14 protein-coding genes are annotated in these 18,284 nt (G+C 62.2%); 8 read left to right on the top strand and 6 right to left on the bottom strand.

The genetic code is table 11. The features are described from left to right. Positions 1 to 181: 181 nt before the first annotated feature. From argS to PXH66_RS04645, 5 genes are all read left to right on the top strand, one after another. Complete coding sequence (gene argS / locus PXH66_RS04665) at positions 182 to 1,945, top strand: arginine--tRNA ligase (RefSeq protein ID WP_330931329.1); 1,764 nt, start codon at positions 182 to 184, stop codon at positions 1,943 to 1,945. A 27-nt stretch (positions 1,946 to 1,972) separates the two neighbouring features. After that, complete coding sequence (locus tag PXH66_RS04660) at positions 1,973 to 2,761, top strand: GYF domain-containing protein (RefSeq protein ID WP_330931328.1); 789 nt, start codon at positions 1,973 to 1,975, stop codon at positions 2,759 to 2,761. Positions 2,762 to 2,784: 23 nt separating this feature from the next. Continuing rightward, a complete protein-coding gene (locus tag PXH66_RS04655; RefSeq protein WP_330931327.1) occupies positions 2,785 to 4,287 on the top strand; it encodes a YihY/virulence factor BrkB family protein in 1,503 nt (500 codons plus the stop codon). Between the two features lie 73 nt (positions 4,288 to 4,360). Beyond that, entirely contained in the window at positions 4,361 to 6,040 is a 1,680-nt protein-coding gene (locus tag PXH66_RS04650) for a peptidylprolyl isomerase (RefSeq protein ID WP_330931326.1), read from the top strand. Between the two features lie 244 nt (positions 6,041 to 6,284). Continuing rightward, entirely contained in the window at positions 6,285 to 7,769 is a 1,485-nt protein-coding gene (locus PXH66_RS04645; protein ID WP_330931325.1) for a TolC family protein, read from the top strand. A gap of 146 nt (positions 7,770 to 7,915) precedes the next feature. Here the strand turns inward: PXH66_RS04645 and miaA are convergent, their stop codons facing one another. Continuing rightward, positions 7,916 to 8,833, bottom strand: coding sequence for a tRNA (adenosine(37)-N6)-dimethylallyltransferase MiaA (gene miaA, locus PXH66_RS04640; RefSeq protein ID WP_330931324.1), 918 nt, complete (start codon positions 8,831 to 8,833; stop codon positions 7,916 to 7,918). Positions 8,834 to 8,946: 113 nt separating this feature from the next. Between miaA and PXH66_RS04635 the strand changes: the two genes are divergently transcribed. The 3 genes from PXH66_RS04635 to PXH66_RS04625 all read left to right on the top strand — a co-directional run bounded on the left by PXH66_RS04635 (position 8,947) and on the right by PXH66_RS04625 (position 11,929). Beyond that, positions 8,947 to 10,092 carry a glycosyltransferase family 4 protein gene (locus PXH66_RS04635; RefSeq protein ID WP_330931323.1) on the top strand — a complete coding sequence of 382 codons (1,146 nt, stop codon included), beginning with the start codon at positions 8,947 to 8,949 and terminating at the stop codon, positions 10,090 to 10,092. Further along, positions 10,089 to 10,997, top strand: coding sequence for a diacylglycerol/lipid kinase family protein (locus PXH66_RS04630; protein WP_330931322.1), 909 nt, complete (start codon positions 10,089 to 10,091; stop codon positions 10,995 to 10,997). The genes PXH66_RS04635 and PXH66_RS04630 overlap by 4 nt, the downstream gene beginning before the upstream one ends. A 68-nt stretch (positions 10,998 to 11,065) precedes the next feature. Further along, complete coding sequence (locus tag PXH66_RS04625) at positions 11,066 to 11,929, top strand: UDP-2,3-diacylglucosamine diphosphatase (RefSeq protein WP_330932241.1); 864 nt, start codon at positions 11,066 to 11,068, stop codon at positions 11,927 to 11,929. A gap of 12 nt (positions 11,930 to 11,941) precedes the next feature. Here the strand turns inward: PXH66_RS04625 and PXH66_RS04620 are convergent, their stop codons facing one another. The 5 genes from PXH66_RS04620 to PXH66_RS04600 all read right to left on the bottom strand — a co-directional run bounded on the left by PXH66_RS04620 (position 11,942) and on the right by PXH66_RS04600 (position 18,228). After that, entirely contained in the window at positions 11,942 to 12,841 is a 900-nt protein-coding gene (locus tag PXH66_RS04620) for a diguanylate cyclase (RefSeq protein WP_330931320.1), read from the bottom strand. Positions 12,842 to 12,961: 120 nt separating this feature from the next. Beyond that, positions 12,962 to 14,341 (bottom strand): exopolysaccharide Pel transporter PelG, encoded by a 1,380-nt coding sequence (pelG, locus tag PXH66_RS04615; RefSeq protein ID WP_330931319.1) that lies wholly within the window; start codon positions 14,339 to 14,341, stop codon positions 12,962 to 12,964. Next, positions 14,341 to 15,936 carry a GT4 family glycosyltransferase PelF gene (gene pelF / locus PXH66_RS04610; protein ID WP_330931318.1) on the bottom strand — a complete coding sequence of 532 codons (1,596 nt, stop codon included), beginning with the start codon at positions 15,934 to 15,936 and terminating at the stop codon, positions 14,341 to 14,343. The genes pelG and pelF overlap by 1 nt, the downstream gene beginning before the upstream one ends. Beyond that, positions 15,933 to 16,901: a HEAT repeat domain-containing protein gene (locus PXH66_RS04605; protein WP_330931317.1), complete on the bottom strand. Its 969-nt coding sequence runs from the start codon at positions 16,899 to 16,901 to the stop codon at positions 15,933 to 15,935. The genes pelF and PXH66_RS04605 overlap by 4 nt, the downstream gene beginning before the upstream one ends. Further along, entirely contained in the window at positions 16,894 to 18,228 is a 1,335-nt protein-coding gene (locus PXH66_RS04600; RefSeq protein ID WP_330931316.1) for a hypothetical protein, read from the bottom strand. Before PXH66_RS04600 ends, PXH66_RS04605 begins: the two co-directional genes overlap by 8 nt. Positions 18,229 to 18,284 lie beyond the last annotated feature (56 nt).

The following is an 18,284-nucleotide window of genomic DNA, read 5'->3' as shown; positions in this document are numbered from 1 at the left end:
CAAATAATCCTCAGTTGTCGAGTCAAAATTACAGATGCTTATAGGGAGCCAGGGGCAGTATCCTTCTAGAAATCATAACCTTAGGTCGCACTACTGATAGCTTTTGATCACCTTTAATCGGGTTGAAATCCCCTAAATTAGACGCTTGCCCGGCTTGGGAGAGCACCGGTTCATTGACGAGATGTCCGTCCCGTTCAACTTTGCCACCGCCATCGAAGCCGCGCTTAACCAAGCCGCCGCCCAACTGGGTCTGGATGCAGCTCCGTTTGCCCCCGAGGTGCGCACGGCCGATGCCCGCCACGGTGACTTTCAGGCCAATGGCGTGCTTCCCTACGCCAAACGGACCAAGCAAAACCCGCGCGCCCTCGCCGAGCAGGTCGTCGCCGCTCTCCCCGCGAGCCTGACCGACGCCTTCGAGGTCGCCATCGCCGGCCCCGGCTTTCTCAATTTCACCTGCCGCCCCGCCACGCTGGAATCCTGGCTGGCGACCTACGCGACCGAGCCGTCCCTGCGCGAAGGCGCCAGCGCGACCCAACCCGAGTCCGGCCAAACGTTTATCGTCGATTACAGTTCGCCCAACACGGCCAAACAAATGCACGTCGGTCACCTGCGCTCCGCCGTCATCGGTGAAGCGATGTGCCGCCTGCTCGAGTTCGGCGGTGCCAAAGTGATCCGCGACAACCACATCGGCGATTGGGGCACCGGCTTTGGCAAATTGATCTGGGCCTATAAACGACACCTCAACGCCGACGCTCTCGCTCAGGACCCGCTCGAGGAGTTCGAACGACTCTACAAACTCGGCAACAAAACCGCCGACGAAGACGAATCCGTCCTGGAGGACGCCCGCCAGGAACTCGTCAATCTCCAGTCCGGCAACGAAGAGAACCTCGCCATCTGGCGGCATATCAACGAGGTCTCCCTCGCGGCGTTTCAGAAGATCTACGACCAATTCGGCATCACCTTCGACCATACCCTGGGAGAGAGCTTTTATAACGATAAAGTGAGCCAGGTTTACGCGGAACTCACCGATCTCGGTCTGGCCGAAATCAGCGAAGGCGCGCTGGTCGTTTTTCACCCCGAGCACCCGCGTTTCAGCAAGCAGCCCTTTCTCATCCGCAAAAGCGACGGCGCCGCCAACTACGCGTCCACTGATCTCGCCACCATCCTTTACCGGGTGGAGCATTTCCAGGCCGACGGGGTGATCTACGTGATCGACTCTCGCCAGGGCGACCATTGCCAGCAGCTGTTTTTGACGGCCGAAAAATGGTTCGCCAAAACGAACCGTCCCCTGCCCCGCTTGGAACACACGTCGTTTGGCACCGTGCTGGGCGAAAACGGCAAGCCGCTCAAAACCCGCTCGGGCGAAAACATCAAACTGCGCGACCTCCTCGCGGAAGCCACCGAACGCGCCGCCCAACTGGTCGCCAGCAAGAGCGCGAATCTTCCGCCCGCAGAACAACAGGCCGTCGCCGCCATCGTCGGCGTCGGCTCGGTGCAATACGCCGACCTCTCCCAAAACCGCTCCAGTGACTATGTGTTTTCCTGGGACAAAATGATTTCCCTCGAGGGCAACACCGCCGCCTACCTGCTCTACGCCGTCGCCCGCATCCACTCCATTTTCCGCAAACTCGACACCGATCCCTCCGCCGCAGCAGCGACCGCCGCAGCCACCCCGCTGGTCACTGCCACCGAAGTCACCCTCGCCCGCAAGCTCACCAAATTCCCGGAAGCGCTGCGCGCCACGATCGGCCAGCTTCGCCCGCATACGCTTTGCCTCTACCTCTACGAACTCGCGGGGGAATTCAGCGCTTTTTACAACGCCGACAAAGTGGCGGTCGACGACGCCGGCGTGCGGGCCCGTCGCCTGCGCCTGTGCGCCCGCACCTTGTTGATTTTGGAAACCGGCCTGAATTTGCTCGGACTGCGCACGCTGAAGCGGATGTGACCCTTTGCCGGCCCCTCTAAAACAGCCTTGCGACCGACCCTCTCCTCAAACAGCTTCCGGCCGATGGCCCCGCAGGAGTATTACATCCGCAACGAGTCCGACAGCGAAGCCCGCGGTCCCTTCAACCTCGAACAACTCACTTCGCTCGCGGAAAACGGACAAGTCACGGCCGAGACGGTTTACTACGATGCCGCCAAGGAACAATGGGTCAGTGTCGGTTCCGATGCCGAGCTCATGAAGCAGCTCTACCCCGAAAAGAAAAAGCTGCAGGTCCGGGCCAAAGGAGAAATCAAATCGCTCAACACGACCTCGGAGAGTGTTCCGCCCATCGAGGTCGCCGACATGCTCGCTGCGGCCGAGGGACGCTCCGCCGATACCAAGGGTAAAGCAGATCCCGCGGAGGCGCTCGCCCGCAATGCCCAGATCAGCATGTATGCGTGCACCCTGATTCTCCTCATCAGTGGCCTCGCACTGCTGGCGCCATCCATCGATGTCATCGTGGCCGGGAACTACCCCAAGTTGCTCCAGCAACCCTTTGCGATTCTCGGGGCGGTGGATCTGTTCCTGTTCATCGTCATGTTGCTGCAGGCGGTGGCAATCTATCCGTTCATCCGCTTTCGCGCCGCGCTGGGGGCGGGATTTCTCGGACTGTTTTTTTTCACCCAAGGCGACACCCATACCGCGCTTTATTCCGTGGTGGGATCGGTGGGGATCTATTTTTCCACCGTCTTCACCAACCTGTTTGCCGTTATCGTCACCGCAGTGATTGGGATCGGCGGCATGGGCATGTTTGCCTGGACTGTGCTCAACTCCTGATCGCGTAGGCCTCGACCGCGTCCATGGCCTGGTTTAAAAAACAGATCGCAGAGGTTCGGCATCTCTTCCGCACCCGGATTTGGTCGTCCGAATCGATCAACGACAAGAGTCCCCGCGGCCGGGCCCACGCGTTTTTGCGCGTGGTTTCGATCACCGTTTCGGGACTCGATGAAAACCGGGCCGTGAGTCGGGCGGCCGCGCTGAGCTTTAGTTCGCTGATCGGTCTGGGGCCGTTGATCGCCCTCGTCATGATGGTCGCGGGGTTCATGCTCGATGATGACAACCCCGACCTGGCGGTTGAGTCGCTGAACACCATGATCAAGTTCGTCGCGCCTCAGCTCAATGAATACGAGCGGGTCACGGCGGAGCAGGCGATCGGCGATTTCGACGACGCCTCCGACCCCGGCGACGACGCCATCGAAGTGCGCCCCGAGTTGGTCGAGTTCATCAACGGTTTCGTATCGAGTTCCCGCAACGGCACGGTTGGGGCCGTCGGCGCCCTCACCCTCATTATCATCGTTCTGCAGCTGTTCACGTCCATCGAGACCGCCTTCAACGACATCTGGGGCGTGCGCCGCGGACGATCGTGGCTGCTGCGCATCGTCTTCTACTGGACCGTGCTGTCGCTCGGCGCGGTGCTGTTTTTTGCCGCCCTCACGGGCCTCTCCGCCGGCGCATTCCTCAACGTTTTCCAAGAGATCATGCCGTTCGGCGATACGTTGGTCGAGTGGTTGAAATACTTTCTGCCCCTGGGTTCATTCACTCTGCTGGTGGCAATCCTAGCCGTGTTTTATCGGGCCATACCCAATACCCACGTCTTCTGGGGGTCGGCCACGGTGGGCGCCTTCCTCGTCGGCGTGCTGCTCATCTCGAACAACTACCTCGCGTTCATCTACATCAGCCGCGTCCTGCAAACCAAAGCACTCTACGGCTCGCTCGCGATTCCCATCGTGCTCATGTTCGGGCTCTACATTTTCTGGTTCTTTGTGCTGCTGGGCGGCCAGGTCAGCTACGCGGTGCAAAACGTGCGATTCCGCAACTCCAAGGCGGCCTGGAACACCCTCGCCGAGTCCATGCGGGAACGGCTCTCACTGGTGGTCTTGCTCACCGTGTGCCGACGGTTTCATTCCTGCCAATCCCCGCAAACCGCTTCGGAGCTGGGCCTCGCCATCGGGGTTCCCGATCAACTGCTCAACGCCTGTCTGGATCGACTGGTCCGCATGCACCTCATCACGCCGATTCCCGCCCCCAACGGAGAACCCGCCACCGACGATCGTTATCACCCCGCGCGACCGCTCGGACGCACCACCCTGGCTCATTTCAAAAAACGCGACGACGATCTGGGCGATGACCCCGCCGGTCCGATCCTCGCACACCGCGAACCCCTGCTCGCACACTACAACACCGCCGTGGATGCGCTCACTAAAGCAGAACTGTTTCAACGCCCCCTCGACCAGCTCTTTGAGGAACATCCCTTGCCCTCCCAGGAGGAAGACGGTCCCCAGTCCGCCACCGCCACGGTCTAACCCCAGCACTTCCTGCCTCCCAATCCCCGGTTGACACCCCCCGAGGCCAACCTAGCTTCGCACGTTTTCTCCCATGATATCCTGGATTCAGATCACCTTCCAACGCCACTTTCGGGTCATCTTTTTGGCTCTGCTGGCCGTTCTCATCGTATCCTTCGTCTTCACCATCGGTGCCGCCCCGGGCATTGGTGGCGCCGATCGCCAAGTGCAGGCCCGGACTTTCTTCGATCTGAACCTGAGCAACCCCGAGGACCAGACCACACTCTACCGCGACGCGGAACTGAGCATCTACCTCCAAGCCGGTTACCAAAATATCCCTCAAGGCCAACTGCAGGAATTTGCCCTCCAACGCTACGCCTCCCTCTACCTCGCCAAACAGCTCAACCTCCCGGCTCCGACGGAAGCGCAACTCAAAGAGTTCATCCAGTCCGTGCGCATCTTCACCGGTCAGGATGGTAATTTCGACGCCTCCGCCTACACCAGCTTCCGCGACAACCTGAAACTCGGCAGCGGCTTCACCGAAGCCGACGTGAATCGCGTCCTCCAGGACGACTACCGCGTCCGCCGCGTCAATACGCTGCTCAGCGGCCCGGGCTACGTCGACGAGAACGAAGTGGCCTTCCAACTCGCACGCACCGACACCGTTTGGACCACCGAAATCGCCCGCGTCGACTACACGTCATTCGCGCCGACCATCGAACCGACCGACGACGAACTGCAGGCCTACTTTGACGCCAACGCTTTCCGCTTCGAGACCCCTGCCATGGTGCAGGTGAGCTACGTCGAGTTTCCGGCCACCAGCTACCTCGCGCAAATCGAACTCACCGACGACCAGATCCGCGCTTTTTACGAGTCCAACCCGGCCCGCTTCCCCAAACCCGCGAGCGCCGAGGGTGAGAGCGAGACGCCAATGGTGGGTGCCGAGTCACTCGACGCCGACTTCCAGGCCGTGCGCGACCAGGTTTCCGCCGCCCTTCGCTATGAACGCGCCCGTCGCATGTCAGCCGAAGCCGCCAGTGATCTCACCGTCGAGATTTATGACGCGCAGTTGAAAACGGACGCGATCGCGCCGTTCCTGGCCTCCAAAGGACTCACTCTCCGTGACGCCCCCGCTTTCTCCCGCAATGCGCCTCCGGCGTTTCTCGGCGGCTCCCCTCAAGCCGCCGCCGCCGCCTTCAATCTCTCCGCCTCGCGCACCGTGTCCGATGCCATTCCGACCGCCGCCGGCGCCGTGGTCATGATTTGGAAATCCTCCATCCCTCCGGCACCTTCACTCTACATCAACGTCGCCGATGCCGTCCGCGCCGACTTCGTGGAAAATGAGAAACGCCAGAGCTTCGTCGCCCTCGGCCAGTCCCTGCGCCAAACACTTCAGACCGCCGTCGCCGCCGGCACGCCCTTCGCCGATGCCGTCGAAAACCTGACCTCCACCGCCGGTGCGACCATCAAAACCGAGACCTACAGCGACTTCTCGCGTCGTGAGCCGCCCCAGGACTTTCCTTACGCGGCCAGCAACAGCCTCGAAAGTCTCAAGGCCGGTGAGGTATCCGAAATGGTGATTTCGGGCAACGAAGGCCTCATCACCTACGCAGCGGCCAAAACCGCGCCCGTGACCGATGAAAGCAACCCCCGCTTCGAGGAGCTTCGCGACCAGCTCGCCTCCTTCAACGGCACCTCGACCGCCACCGGGGCGATCCAGGCTCTCGTCATGAAAGAGCTCGGCATCGAAACCGATCCGAGCATCGAGGAATAACCTCCGTTTCTTACCTCTGTTTTTGCCACGGCGCGACTCCTCGATGGAGCGCGCCGTTTTTATTGGGCCCGCCCATCCATTGATTCAAACCGTCCATCCGAAAGCCATTCGCCTCCCGCCGGATTCTGTGCTCCTTGCCCATCGTCCGACCGCACTCATTTTTTTGCAAAATCTGCCTCGGCAGAAAAACCCGCGACTTTCTGAGACGTCACGTGTATTTCCCTTAGATTCCTCCTATTAAAAAATGTCCCGCTTGATTCGTCCCGTCGCCCTCGCGCTCACCCTCGCCACCGTTTCCTTCGCCCAGGACACCGCCCCGGCTTCATTACCCGTGCTCACGCTCGAGGAAGTGGTCGCCCAAGCGCTGGACCAAAACTTCTCCCTGGAGATTCAACGCTTCTCGTCCGAAACGGCCGCCGCCGCCGTGGACGTGGCCGATGCGGACTACGATCCCCGGTTTCAGGTGACCGCCAGCACGGGTGTCACCCAACAGGCTCAACCCAGCAGCACCCTCGACGGTGTGACCAGCGTCGGTCCGCGGTCCGATACCGGCAACATCCGCGCCGGTGTCTCCCAAAAAATCGTGACTGGAGCCACGGTGGAGGCCGGAGCCAACCTCCGCCGGAGCAAGAGCAACTCGCGCAATGCTCTGCTCAATCCCGCTTACAACAGCGACGTCTCCCTCTCGGTCAGCCAACCCCTGCTCCGCGGCTTCGGTAAATCCATCAACCAAGCCGCGATTGCCCGCGCCCGTCTGGGCGTCGAACGCGCTGATCTCGACTTCAAATCCGCCGTGCTCGATGTCGTGCGCAACGTCGAAGCCGCCTATTTCAATCTCGCCTTTGCCCGCCAACAACTCGCCGTGCGCGAGTTCAGCCTCAATGTGGCCCAGGAACTCCTCAACGAAAACGAGGCCAAACGCGAAACCGGCGTCGCCACCGATCTCGACGTGCTCCAAGCTCAGGTCGGCGTGGCCAACGCCAATCGCAACGTCCTGCTCGCCCAACAGACCGTCAGCGACCGCGAAGACGCCCTCAAGGCACTCATCAGCCGGTTCGAACTCGACCAACCCCTGGGCCCCATCGAACTCGGCGAAATCTCCGTGCCGTCCGTGTCGTTCGACCGCTCCTACCAACTCGCCCGCACCAACCGGCCGGACTACGCCTCCACCGCCCTTTCCGTCGAACAGCTTCGGCTCGACGAACGCACCGCCAAAAACAGCCGCAAAGCCACCCTCGATCTCGGAGCCGATGTAGGACTCAACAGCATCGACGGCAACGCCGGTGACTCCACCAGCAACGTCTGGAACGGCGACGGCTACTCTTGGCAAGTCGATCTGCAATTGATCGTCCCGTGGGGATTCCGCGCCGAGAAAGCCCGCCACGCGCAAGCCGTCGCCGCTCTCGGCCGCGAAGAGACCCGCCTCGTCCAGCTCGAACAAAGCATCATGGTCGATGTGCGCGCCGCCATCCGCTCCGTGCAAACCAACGCCGAGAGCCTCCGCATCAGCCAACTCGCGACCCAGCTCAGTCAGGATCAGTTTGATTTGGAAAAAGCCCGCTTCGATGCCGGTTTGTCCACCTTCCGCCGCGTGCAGGAAGCCCAGGAGGATCTCGACACCGCCCGCGTCAACGAGCTTCAGGCCGCCGTCGCTCTGCGCGTCGCCCAAGCCGACCTGGCTCGCCTCGAAGGCAGTTCCCTCGCTCGTTATTCCATCGAGTTGGAGTAGTCTCCTCTCAATGGCAGCAGATCTGATCGCGGTAGCGCCTTCCCCGCGATCCGCTCCCCCCCCCACAGCGCGGTGACTGAATCCGGCGGTTTCGACGAAACCACCCGACCTCTCCAGCTACCACGCGGCCTGCTGCGTCGTCCCCGCTAACAAAACAGCGTCGCGGCGTCCGCCGTGGCGGCCGGGACTTCGCGGTGGGGCGGCAATTGCGTGCGAAACCACGTGCGTTGTTTGCGCACCAGCGCGCGCGTGTTGCGCGCGATCTCGCTCGGGAGAGCAGATTCCGGCAAAGCGCCTTCAAGCATCGCGATGGTTTCCCGGTAGCCGATCGAGCGCGCTCCGCTGGGATTGTCGCGCAATCCCTGCGCCAGCAACCCGCGCACTTCCTCCACCAACTCGGCCGTCAACATGGCCTCGATGCGTTGATCGATTCGCGCATGGAGCTCCGTCGGCTCACGCGTCAATCGCACGCAACGCACCTCGTAGTCGGCAAAGGGACCCGGTTGCGCCGCAAAAGCGGCCCGCAATTGATCCAAGGTGCGGCCACTCGCCCGACAGCGCTCCAAGGCCCGCATCACGCGACGGGGATTGGCCACATCCAATGATCCGAGCCCATCCGGGTTGAGGGAACGCAACTGGACCACCATCGCGGCCAAGCCGTCCGATTCGTAGCGGGAATTGAGTTCGGCTCGCAACTCCGGAGGGACTGCCACGTCGTCGGCCACCGGTCCGAAAAATGCCTTCAAGTAAAACCCACTGCCTCCCGTGATCAGGACCTGTCGGCCGCGGGCCACGATAGCCGCCACCACGGCTTGGGCCTCCATCACATAACGCGCGATATTCATGGCCTCCCGAGGCGCACAGATATCGATCAAATGGTGCGGCACTCGCGCCAATTCCTCCCGCGTCGGTTTGGCCGTGCCGATATCCATGCCCCGGTAAAACAGGAGCGAATCACACGACACGATTTCGGCGTCGTGCGTCTCCGCCCAGCGCAAAGCCAGCTCGGTTTTCCCCACCGCCGTGGGGCCGGTCAGCACATGCAAGGGAGGAAAACGGGCCATGATCGCAACAGTAGGAGTGGCGGGTCCGATTGTTACAAGGACGTGATATCCAAACGTTGGTGACGTTTTCGCCTCGCCCCCGGGAGAGTGGCAGGTTGCAACCACGATCAGTTTTGCATCTCGCCCTCGTCACCGAAACGTTCCCGCCCGAGATAAACGGTGTCGCCATGACGCTGGGTCATGTCGCCGAAGGATTAACCGACCGCGGTCACCGCGTCGATGTGCACCGCCCGCGTCAACGCGAGGAACTCGCGACCGCGCCCTCGCCCCACGCCTACGCCGAGATCCGTCACCCCAGCCTGCCCATTCCCGGCTACACCTTCCTGCGCTTCGGGCTGCCCGTGCGAGGTCGGTTGCTCAAAGCGTGGCGCGCCCAACGTCCCGACCTGGTGCATATCGCCACCGAAGGCCCGCTCGGTTACGCCGCTCTCCTCGCGGCGGGCAAACTGGGCATTCCCGTGAGTTCCAGCTTCCACACCAACTTCCACCAATACAGCGAGCACTACGGCTTCGCGTGGTTGACGCGGCCGGTGCTCGCCTACCTGCGCCACTTCCACAATCGCACGCGCATCACCTTGTCGCCCAGCCCGGACCTCAACGCCGAGCTCACCCGCGACGGCTTCAACGATGTGCGTCTGCTCTCCCGGGGGGTGAACACCAAGGTATTCGACCCCGCGCACCGTTCGACGGCCCTGCGGGCGTCCTGGGGGGCCGGACCGGACGATTTGGTCGTGGTGCATGTGAGCCGCCTCGCCGCCGAAAAAAACTACGACCTGCTGTTCCGCTGCTTCGCGTCGATCCGCGCCCGCGATCCCCGGGCCCGCTTCGTCATCGTGAGCGACGGTCCCCTGCGCAAAAAACTCCGCCAACGCTACCCGTGGGCCATTTTTACCGGTTTTCTCGAACGCGGCGCGCTGGCGCAGGCCTATGCTTCGGGCGACTTGTTCCTCTACCCCAGCCTCACGGAGACCTTCGGCAACGTCGTCCTCGAAGCCATGGCGTCCGGACTGCCGGTGGTCGCCTACGACTACGCCGCCGCCGCGCGGTATCTGCACCTCGATCGAAATGGCTGTTTGGTGCCCTTCGACAAAGCCGCCATTTTTCTCGCCGCCGCCGAAAACCTCGCCATGGACCCGGCCCGGCGCCAACGCCTCGGCGCGGCGGCCCGCGGCACCGCCGAGACCATCCCTTGGGACGACGTGATTGACGGACTTGAGCGCGACCTGCTGAGTGTCGCAGCCTTTTCTCCGCCCGCATGAGCACTGCGTTCGATCCACGACAGACTCCGATCTGCTTTATTTTCAATCCGCATTCCGGTCACAACCGGCGGAATCCCTACCTGCTGGAACGCACCCGCGGTTTCATCAAGGAACACCAGCTCGATGCCACGGTGGAGCTCACCGAACGCCCCCGCCACGCCACCGATCTCGCCCGCGCCGCGGTCGACCGCGGCTGCGGTCTCATCGTCGCCATCGGCGGCGACGGCACCCTCAACGAGGTGGCGGCGGCGCTCGTCGGGGCTCCCGCCGCTTTGGGACTGATTCCGTGTGGTTCCGGCAACGGACTCGGCCGTCATCTGGGCGTGCCGGACCCCGGCCGCGGCGCCTACGCCACTTTGCTGCGCGGGCGCATCCGCGAAATTGATACCGGCTCCGTCAATGGCATCCCGTTTTTCAATGCCATGGGCCTCGGGTTCGACGCCGAAATCAGCTCCCGCTTCAATCAGCTCACCCGCCGCGGACTCGCCGCCTACGTGCGCACCGGTCTGCGGGCGTGGGCCTCGTATCAGCCCAATCACTACGTGATTCGCAACGGCCAGTCCGAGTTGAGCACCGACGCCTTCATCGTGGCGGTGGCCAACTCCGACCAATACGGCAACGACTGCTTCATCGCTCCCGGCGCGCAGGTCGACGACGGCCTGCTCAATCTCACGGTATTGAAACGTGTGAACACTTTCACGGCTCTGCCCCTGGCCTTTCGCCTTTTTCGCGGCAGCATCGATCGCAGCCGACATGTGGCCCGTTTGACCGGATCGCACTTCCGTATCGAGAGGCCGGCCGCCGGCCCGATCCATACCGACGGCGAGGTCCATGCCACCGGCACCGTCGTCGACATCGAGGTGCGTCCCCGCAGCCTGCGTATCCTGGTTCCCTCAACGCCGTAACGATTCGGTAACGTTCACTTCCCCCCTCTAGGCAAGGAGCCTGTAATTCTGCTAGGGTCGCACCGCTCATGACACCAAAACCGCTACGCGTGAGGACGGTTATCATCTCGGACGTTCACTTGGGGACGGACGACTGCAAGGTTCACGAAGTTAACCACTTCCTCAAATACACCCGCTGTGAGAAGATCATTCTCAACGGCGATATCATCGACGGCTGGCGGCTGAAAAAAACCGGCCACTGGCCCAAGAGCCACACGCGCTTCATCCGGTTGATCCTTAAGAAACTGGAAAAGAAAAACACCGAGGTCATCTACCTGCGCGGCAACCACGACGACGTGTTGGCTAAATTCCTGCCCATCGCGTTCGAAAATCTGCAGATCGTGGAAGACTACGTGCACACCACGCCGCGCGGAAACTACTTCGTTTTGCACGGCGATGTTTTCGATACCGTCACCAAAAATTTCGTGTTTCTGGCCTATCTCGGCGACTGGGGCTACCGCCTGCTCATGCGCATCAACCGCCTCTACAACCGGTGGCGCACCTGGCGCGGCAAGGACTATTATTCGCTCAGCAAGGCCGTGAAGGCCCGTGTCAAACGGGCCGTGAGCCACGTGTCCAACTTCGAGGAACACATCGTCGAGCTCGCCCGATCCCGCGACTGCATGGGCGTGATGTGCGGTCACATTCACACCGCGGCCGACAAAATGTTTGGTGACGTTCACTACCTGAACAGCGGCGATTGGGTGGAGTCACTCACCGCCATCGTGGAGCACTTGGACGGTCGCTTCGAAATCGTGGACTTCGCCGATTTTGTGAAATCCTATCCCATGCCGAGCGAGATTCCCACTGATCATGCCGAAGTGCTGGAACTGCCCGAGGACATCGAGTCGATTGCACCGCCAACGGCCGATGCCGCGCCCGCTTCCGCGTAGACGTTTCTCGTCTCAGGCCGACTCGACCCGGTCACGGCCACCCCGTTTGGCGCGGTAAAGGGCGTCGTCCGCCGCGGATAACAGTTCCTTGGCGGTGGAGATCTTGCCGGGCATGGCCGCGACGCCGGCGCTGGTCGTGACGGAGATGCCGGCGGCCTGTCCCTCGACCGCATACGGGGTGGAGCGAATGGCCTCCAACATCCGCTCGGCGACATCGTGGGCCTGTTCCTGATCAAGTTCGACGAGCAGTGCGACGATTTCCTCGCCACCGAACCGCGCCAACCGGTCCACCTTGCGCATAAGTCCCTGCAAGCGCTCCGCCGTTTCGCGCAGCACGCTATCGCCAGCCGGATGCCCGTATCGGTCGTTGATCGACTTGAACCGATCGATGTCGAGCAACACCAGGGAAAAAGGGCGGCCAAAGCGATGGGAACGTTCCGATTCCTCGGCCAGGAGGCGGTTGAACTCGCGACGATTGAGCAATCCCGTCAGCGCATCGCGCGTCGCCAATCGCTTCAATTCCGCCAGGGTTTCGCTCAGTTTAAGGGCGTAACGCAAAGACCGTTCGAGCATGGCCGGCGAGATTTCCCCTTTGACCAAGTAGTCCAGGGCGCCCGCATTCATGGCTTCGATGTCAATGTCCGGCGACGAATCCGCCGTGAGGAAAATAATGGGCACCGCACACTCCTTCTCCCTCGCCTCCCGAATCAGCGCCAACCCGTCCCGCGGTCCCAATTGGAAGTCCAGCAAACAAGCGGTGTGCTCCTCACTCAACAGTCGCTCCAGACCCTCTTCGTAAGTCGAGGCCCATTCGAACTCAAAGACCGAGCTCCGGAAGCTGTTCAACTGCTGACGCACGATTTGCGCCTGCAGTCGATCGTCGTCGATCAGTAGTAGTTTGCCGTGCTGCATAGGGTGTTCACCTAGCAGGTCTGGCACCATTCATCCGTTCAAGCGTAATACACTTGCAGGAGGAAACATCTTTCCGGCACCGGCGGCGAGGGTCGCACTGCTCGCTGCCGGCGCGCCATTTCAACTATACAGCGGCTGCGCCGAAAACGTTTCGTAGTCCAGCCGGCTCAGCCAGTGATTGGCCTGATGCGTGGCGTAGACCACGGCCACCGCGGTTCCCACCGTAAACCCCAAACCATACCACCGCTCATCGGCCCACAACGCCAGGACCGTGCCCCACGCGTTGCAGACGGCCAGCAAACTGCACGCCACCAGCGCCTCCTTCAGTCGATCGAGGTAGAACAGCACGGTCAGCAGCGCCAACAGCACCACCAACAGGAACACCCCCACCAGGGTCATCTGAAAGATATGCGTCTGCACCGCCCCCAGTCCGAGTCCTGCCAACAGGGGTTCCGCGCTCAACACCAACAGCAACGTGACCCCGCCTTGAAACTTCAGCATTTTCGTTAACCCATCCTGCAGCGCCCCAATCATCGCATGCTTCGAGGCACGCAGCTCGGACAATGTGGCCTTGCCCGTCACCTGGCGGAAGAAGCGTTCGTAGTGCAGCGCAAAGCTGGTCTCCACCGACAACAGAAACACCGCCATGCCCGGCGCCACCGACAAAAAACTCAGGTAAACCGCCTCGTCATACAACGGGGCCGCCCACATCAAACCGGCCACCTGCGCTCCATCCGTCGACAGCCACCAGTGCAACGGTTTGTCGATCCAGATGCCCAGATTGTAAACCAGTCCGCACAGCGCCAGTATCCGGTGCTTCATGAAGTAACCCCAGAATTCGAAACTCGGGCCCGCCCGCGCGCCAAACTCGGAGAATATCACCCGAAACAACGTCATCAACAGCACGATTTGCCCGAGGAGAAATCCGATCATCATGCCGGAGAGCCCGAATCCACGCCCCCCCAGCCACACCCCGCCAAAACTCACCGCATAGCCGATGGCAAAACAGCGCACCACCGCCCCGTAGTCCTTCACCGCCGATATATAGACCGTCGATATCCAGATGGCCGACACCACCATGACCAGCGCCATCGCCGCGTAGCGAAACAGCAGCGGCCCCGGCACGCCGCCCAGGAAGAAGCCCGCCCCGATGATTCCCCCGCCTCCCATCACCACGATCAACGCCCCGAGGTAGGAGGGGAATACGCGCGACTCCTCCCGGGCAAACGCCCGGTCCGCCGCGTAGCGGGAGAGGATCATCTGCAGCGGTCCCGTGGCGATCAGGGTGAAAGCGAAGACATGGGTCACCGCGACGAAAAACTGATCCAGCTCCGCCTCCGCCTGCGTCGCCCGCAACGCCACGCCGAGCAGCCCCAGCGTCATCATGGACAACACCCACGGGCCGCTGCCGACCAGCGCGGCATACCCGTAGGCCTGCATCGCTCCGGTGTAACTCTGCTTGTCGAGCAGCCGGATGAGTCTGAATCCGATTCCGGCCATCAGGTGGCGGTGTCAGAGGTTGGCGCACGATCCGCATAGGGACCATCGGGCGCATCCGGTCCCGCCCAGGCCGTATCCGTGTAATAGCGACGATAGATGTCCATGATGTCGTCCTGCCGGTAGTAGCGCTCCACCCGCGTCCGCCCCGCCTCGCCCATGCGCACGAGATTTTCGGGGTCGGAGATCACCTGCAGCAACGCGTCCGCCGTGTCCAACGGCGAACAGATTTTCGTGAGCAGACCCGCCCGGCCCAGCGCCTTGTCTTCGGGTGTGCGCCCAAAGATCAACTCCCGACAGGCCCCGACGTCCGTGGCCACGCAGGGCACGCCCGCCGAAAACCCCTCCAGTATGACCAACGGCAACCCCTCGCTGATACTGGTCATCACGCACAGGTCCAAATCGCTCAGGATTTCCCGCACATTCTGCGGGCCGAGGAAGAGCACCTGGTCCTTCAATCCCATCAACTCGACCATCTGCCGACATTCGGCGAAGTAGTCGGGATCCTCCTCCGTCGGCCCGATGAGGTGAAACCGCGCGCGCGGTTCCCGCGCCACCACCGACCGCGCCGCCCGGATCAGGGTTTTGACATCTTTGATCGGCACCACCCGCCCGATGAATCCGATCACGATTCCCCCCCCGGGTTGTTCCAGCCGTTTCCGCCGACGTTCGCGCGCGGGATCAAAGATCGCCGGGTCGATGCCGTTGGGCACGACCTCCAGACGGCGGGCTTCGGCCCCGAATTCGATCTGCAAATCGGTGTTGCCTTCGAACAGCGAGATCGTGCGATCCGCCGCCGCGTAACTCAGACGTCCCAGAAAAACAAACAACCCGATCCACATTTGCTTCACCGGCCCCAGTCCGCGATCGACGTCAAAATAGCGACTGGGCGGGTCATGGATCCACTTGGCCTGACTGATCTCGGCGATGCGTTCCTTGGTGTAGATGCCATGTTCCGTGATCAGATACGGCACGCCGTGCCGACGCGCCGCGATCGCCCCCAGCATGCCCGCATACCCGGTGGAAACGCTGTGATACATACGGGCCCGGGGAATCTGATGCCGCGCCAGCAGCGCCGTCCATACCGGCAGGTGCAGGAAACGAACGGCCCAGAAAAAATCCACGAACGATTCGTGCGGGGCCCGGCTGTCGCTCAGGTCGGTCAGCAGCTGCCACGCCTCCTCGTCCCGCATCAGGTTGCCAAACGTCAGGTCCGTATCCGGTTGGTCGAGACAATCGATCACCGACCACCACGCGGCCAGCCGGCCGGGTTCGTCCGTCGCCTCATGAAAATCGCGCAGAAACAAATAAAAGGACTCCCGCACCTTCGCCGACAATTTGCGGGGCTCCAGCTGTGCTTCGGGCAGACGCTCGAACAAAAACACTTCCGTGATGGCGATGACATTGGGCGGTGGCGTGTAGCGCTTTTTGACCGCCTGCTCCCGCGTGCTGCCGATGAAGAACAACGCAAAGGTCACCTCGGAAAGCTGCGTCACGATCTGATGCACCCACGACGACACCCCGCCCTGCACATAGGGATACGTGCCCTCCAGGACGAGGCATACGTCCGCAATCCGTTCCTCGGCGACTTCGCTCATGCCCGCTCCTTCACCCGCCAAAAGCGGGCCAGCGCTTCGATCCGGGTGTTCACGTAACCGGCCTCGGCGAAGCGTTTCAAAATCCGGCGCACGCCCGACCAATCACGCATCTGAAACGCCAACTCGGCGCGCCATGGCAGCAGCATCTGCTCGTCGGCGGGATCCTGGTCAATCTGCGCGAGCAGGGTTCCGGCCATCGCGACGTCTCGTCGACGCAGGGCATACCGCAGACGCAGCAGGCAGATCCGGCGATCATCGGGAGCTTGGGCGGCCGCCCGGGCGAGCAGATCGGCCGCTTTGCCCAGCAAGTGCGCGGAGGTTTCCTCATCCCCTGCCACATCGAGATAAACCAGCTCGAAATACTGTTCTGCCAATCCGACCACCGTCGCCAATTCCGTCGGCGCTTCGGCCAGGCGCCGCTCGAGTTGTTTGATGCCCGCCTCGAAACCTTCCATGAGCGTGCTGAGCGAATTTTGGGCAAAAATCCGCACTTGTTCGTCACTGTCCTGCAGTCCCTTGCGCAACAGCGGCAGCGCCGAGGATGGATCGAGGTCCTTCACGGCCAGGATGGCGTTGCGGCGCGCCTGGATATGGGGGCCGCGCAAAATTTCGGCGATGGACTCCTGCGATCCCGGCACGGTCTGCAGATCCGTTTCCATGCGCAGGTTGCGATCGGACCACACCAACAGGGACCGTCCTCGTGTCCGGGGCATCTTCATCCACATCAAACTGGTAAACGCAGCCGAGACCAACCAGCCGAAGACGGGGATCACCAGTGCCATGACACCGGCCAGGCACCGCGCACTCGGTGTGGCGACAAACGGGAAAAAACGGGTGCCCCATCCCCACGTGACCGCGCCCCCCAGCTGCAGGAGCAGGATGGAAACGTCCCCGGCACCCCGGTGAATACACCAACCGCTTCCCAGCTGCAACAACGCCCCCGCGATCAGCGCCAACCTAGACACCGGTGCCTCCTTTGGCTGCCGCCAACTGGCTCAACGCCCTCTCGGCGGATTCGGTCTCGCCCAGATCCAATCGGTTGATCGAAAGCGTGGTGGGATCGATGTCGTTTTGACGGCAATTCTGCCGACAGCGATCAATGAAAATATCGGTGCCACGCTCTCCGGCCAGCGGCAACAAGATCACCAAGGCAGGGAAGGATCGGTCCGGTTGCATCGCCATGTCGCCGCTGCGCACCGCGCCCATCACCACCCGCTCGAAATGCGCCTGATCCCCGCCCGCGTGTCCGGGCCAGGCCACCTCCACCAAGGACGACGGCAGCCGATGCTTGCGACTGGCTTCCCGAGCCACCTCGACCAGATGATTGAAGTAGGCGGCGAAAAATATGCGCTGCCCTTGCCGACCCACCACGATGCGATAGCGGCCCTCCGCCTCTTCACTGAGTTCGAGCACACCACCACTCCAGGAACACACCAGAGACACCAGATTGGCCGCCGCCGGAGTGAAGGCGATGAAGGGCATTCCCGTCACGATCAACAGCGCCCGGATGCGTCCATCGGATCCGATCATCGGAGCCGCCATCAATGCCGACTCCCCCACCAACCGGGTTCCTTCGAGAATCTCCGGCAACGTCACCAACGACCGCTGCTTCACCGCCCGTGCGGCCATGCCATGTTCGTCCAGATCCAGAGTGGCGGGCAGGTTCTCCTCCCTCCCCAGCAGGGCAAATCGCTGCCATGGGGCGTCGTCGGCAGACGCTTCTGCCGACCGGTAGAGGGCCGCATCCGACACACGGGCCTGCCGCTTCAGCAGTTGCATGATTTCTTCGGGCAGCTCCGTCGCCGCACAGGCGTGCAGCCGCCGCAGATCCGCGTCCAACGAACTGATCTCACCGTCCCGGGCGGCGGTCAGGCGGTCCAACTCATCCTTGGCCCCGCGCAGGACCGTGATGTTGGCATCCATCTTTCTCAGCTTGTCCTGCAACTGGGTCTCCCCGGCGGTGAGCTCCACAATACGACGGCGGAAATACAACCAAAGCTCCCCCGCCACCGCCCCCGCCACCACGATACTGGCGCACCAGGCGGGGTTGCCCCGGATCACCTGCGACACGGTGACGGCCTGCCCCGCCCAGACCCGACCCGCGGCCACCCCCACCACCACGGCGACGGCCGCGTAGAGTCCCGGACCAAAGCCATATCGCCCTCCGATCAAGATGGGCAAAAGCAGGTAGGGGGTCGGATTAAACTCCAGCCAACCGATGTCGCCCCGCCCCAGGAGCAGGTTTGCTCCGACCAGCAGCAGGCCGATCACCCCGACATCCGACCACACCATTCGCGGTGTCAGTATGCCTCTCAGATTCATGTCAGGGCGCGCTGCGAACAAGTGCG

Source organism: Synoicihabitans lomoniglobus, from assembly GCF_029023725.1.
GTDB classification, from domain to species: domain Bacteria; phylum Verrucomicrobiota; class Verrucomicrobiia; order Opitutales; family Opitutaceae; genus Actomonas; species Actomonas lomonigloba.
Note: the sequence above shows the minus strand (reverse complement) of the source record. Positions and strands in the feature narration are given on the sequence as shown.

Excerpts from the sequence above, each read along its gene's own strand:
- argS (WP_330931329.1), top strand. The coding sequence starts at position 182 with ATGTCCGTCCCGTTCAACTTTGCCACCGCCATCGAAGCCGCGCTTAAC.
- PXH66_RS04655 (WP_330931327.1), top strand. The coding sequence starts at position 2,785 with ATGGCCTGGTTTAAAAAACAGATCGCAGAGGTTCGGCATCTCTTCCGC.
- PXH66_RS04650 (WP_330931326.1), top strand. The coding sequence starts at position 4,361 with ATGATATCCTGGATTCAGATCACCTTCCAACGCCACTTTCGGGTCATC.
- PXH66_RS04645 (WP_330931325.1), top strand. The coding sequence starts at position 6,285 with ATGTCCCGCTTGATTCGTCCCGTCGCCCTCGCGCTCACCCTCGCCACC.
- miaA (WP_330931324.1), bottom strand. The coding sequence starts at position 8,833 with ATGGCCCGTTTTCCTCCCTTGCATGTGCTGACCGGCCCCACGGCGGTG.
- PXH66_RS04630 (WP_330931322.1), top strand. The coding sequence starts at position 10,089 with ATGAGCACTGCGTTCGATCCACGACAGACTCCGATCTGCTTTATTTTC.
- PXH66_RS04625 (WP_330932241.1), top strand. The coding sequence starts at position 11,066 with ATGACACCAAAACCGCTACGCGTGAGGACGGTTATCATCTCGGACGTT.
- PXH66_RS04620 (WP_330931320.1), bottom strand. The coding sequence starts at position 12,841 with ATGCAGCACGGCAAACTACTACTGATCGACGACGATCGACTGCAGGCG.
- pelG (WP_330931319.1), bottom strand. The coding sequence starts at position 14,341 with ATGGCCGGAATCGGATTCAGACTCATCCGGCTGCTCGACAAGCAGAGT.
- pelF (WP_330931318.1), bottom strand. The coding sequence starts at position 15,936 with ATGAGCGAAGTCGCCGAGGAACGGATTGCGGACGTATGCCTCGTCCTG.
- PXH66_RS04600 (WP_330931316.1), bottom strand. The coding sequence starts at position 18,228 with ATGGTGTGGTCGGATGTCGGGGTGATCGGCCTGCTGCTGGTCGGAGCA.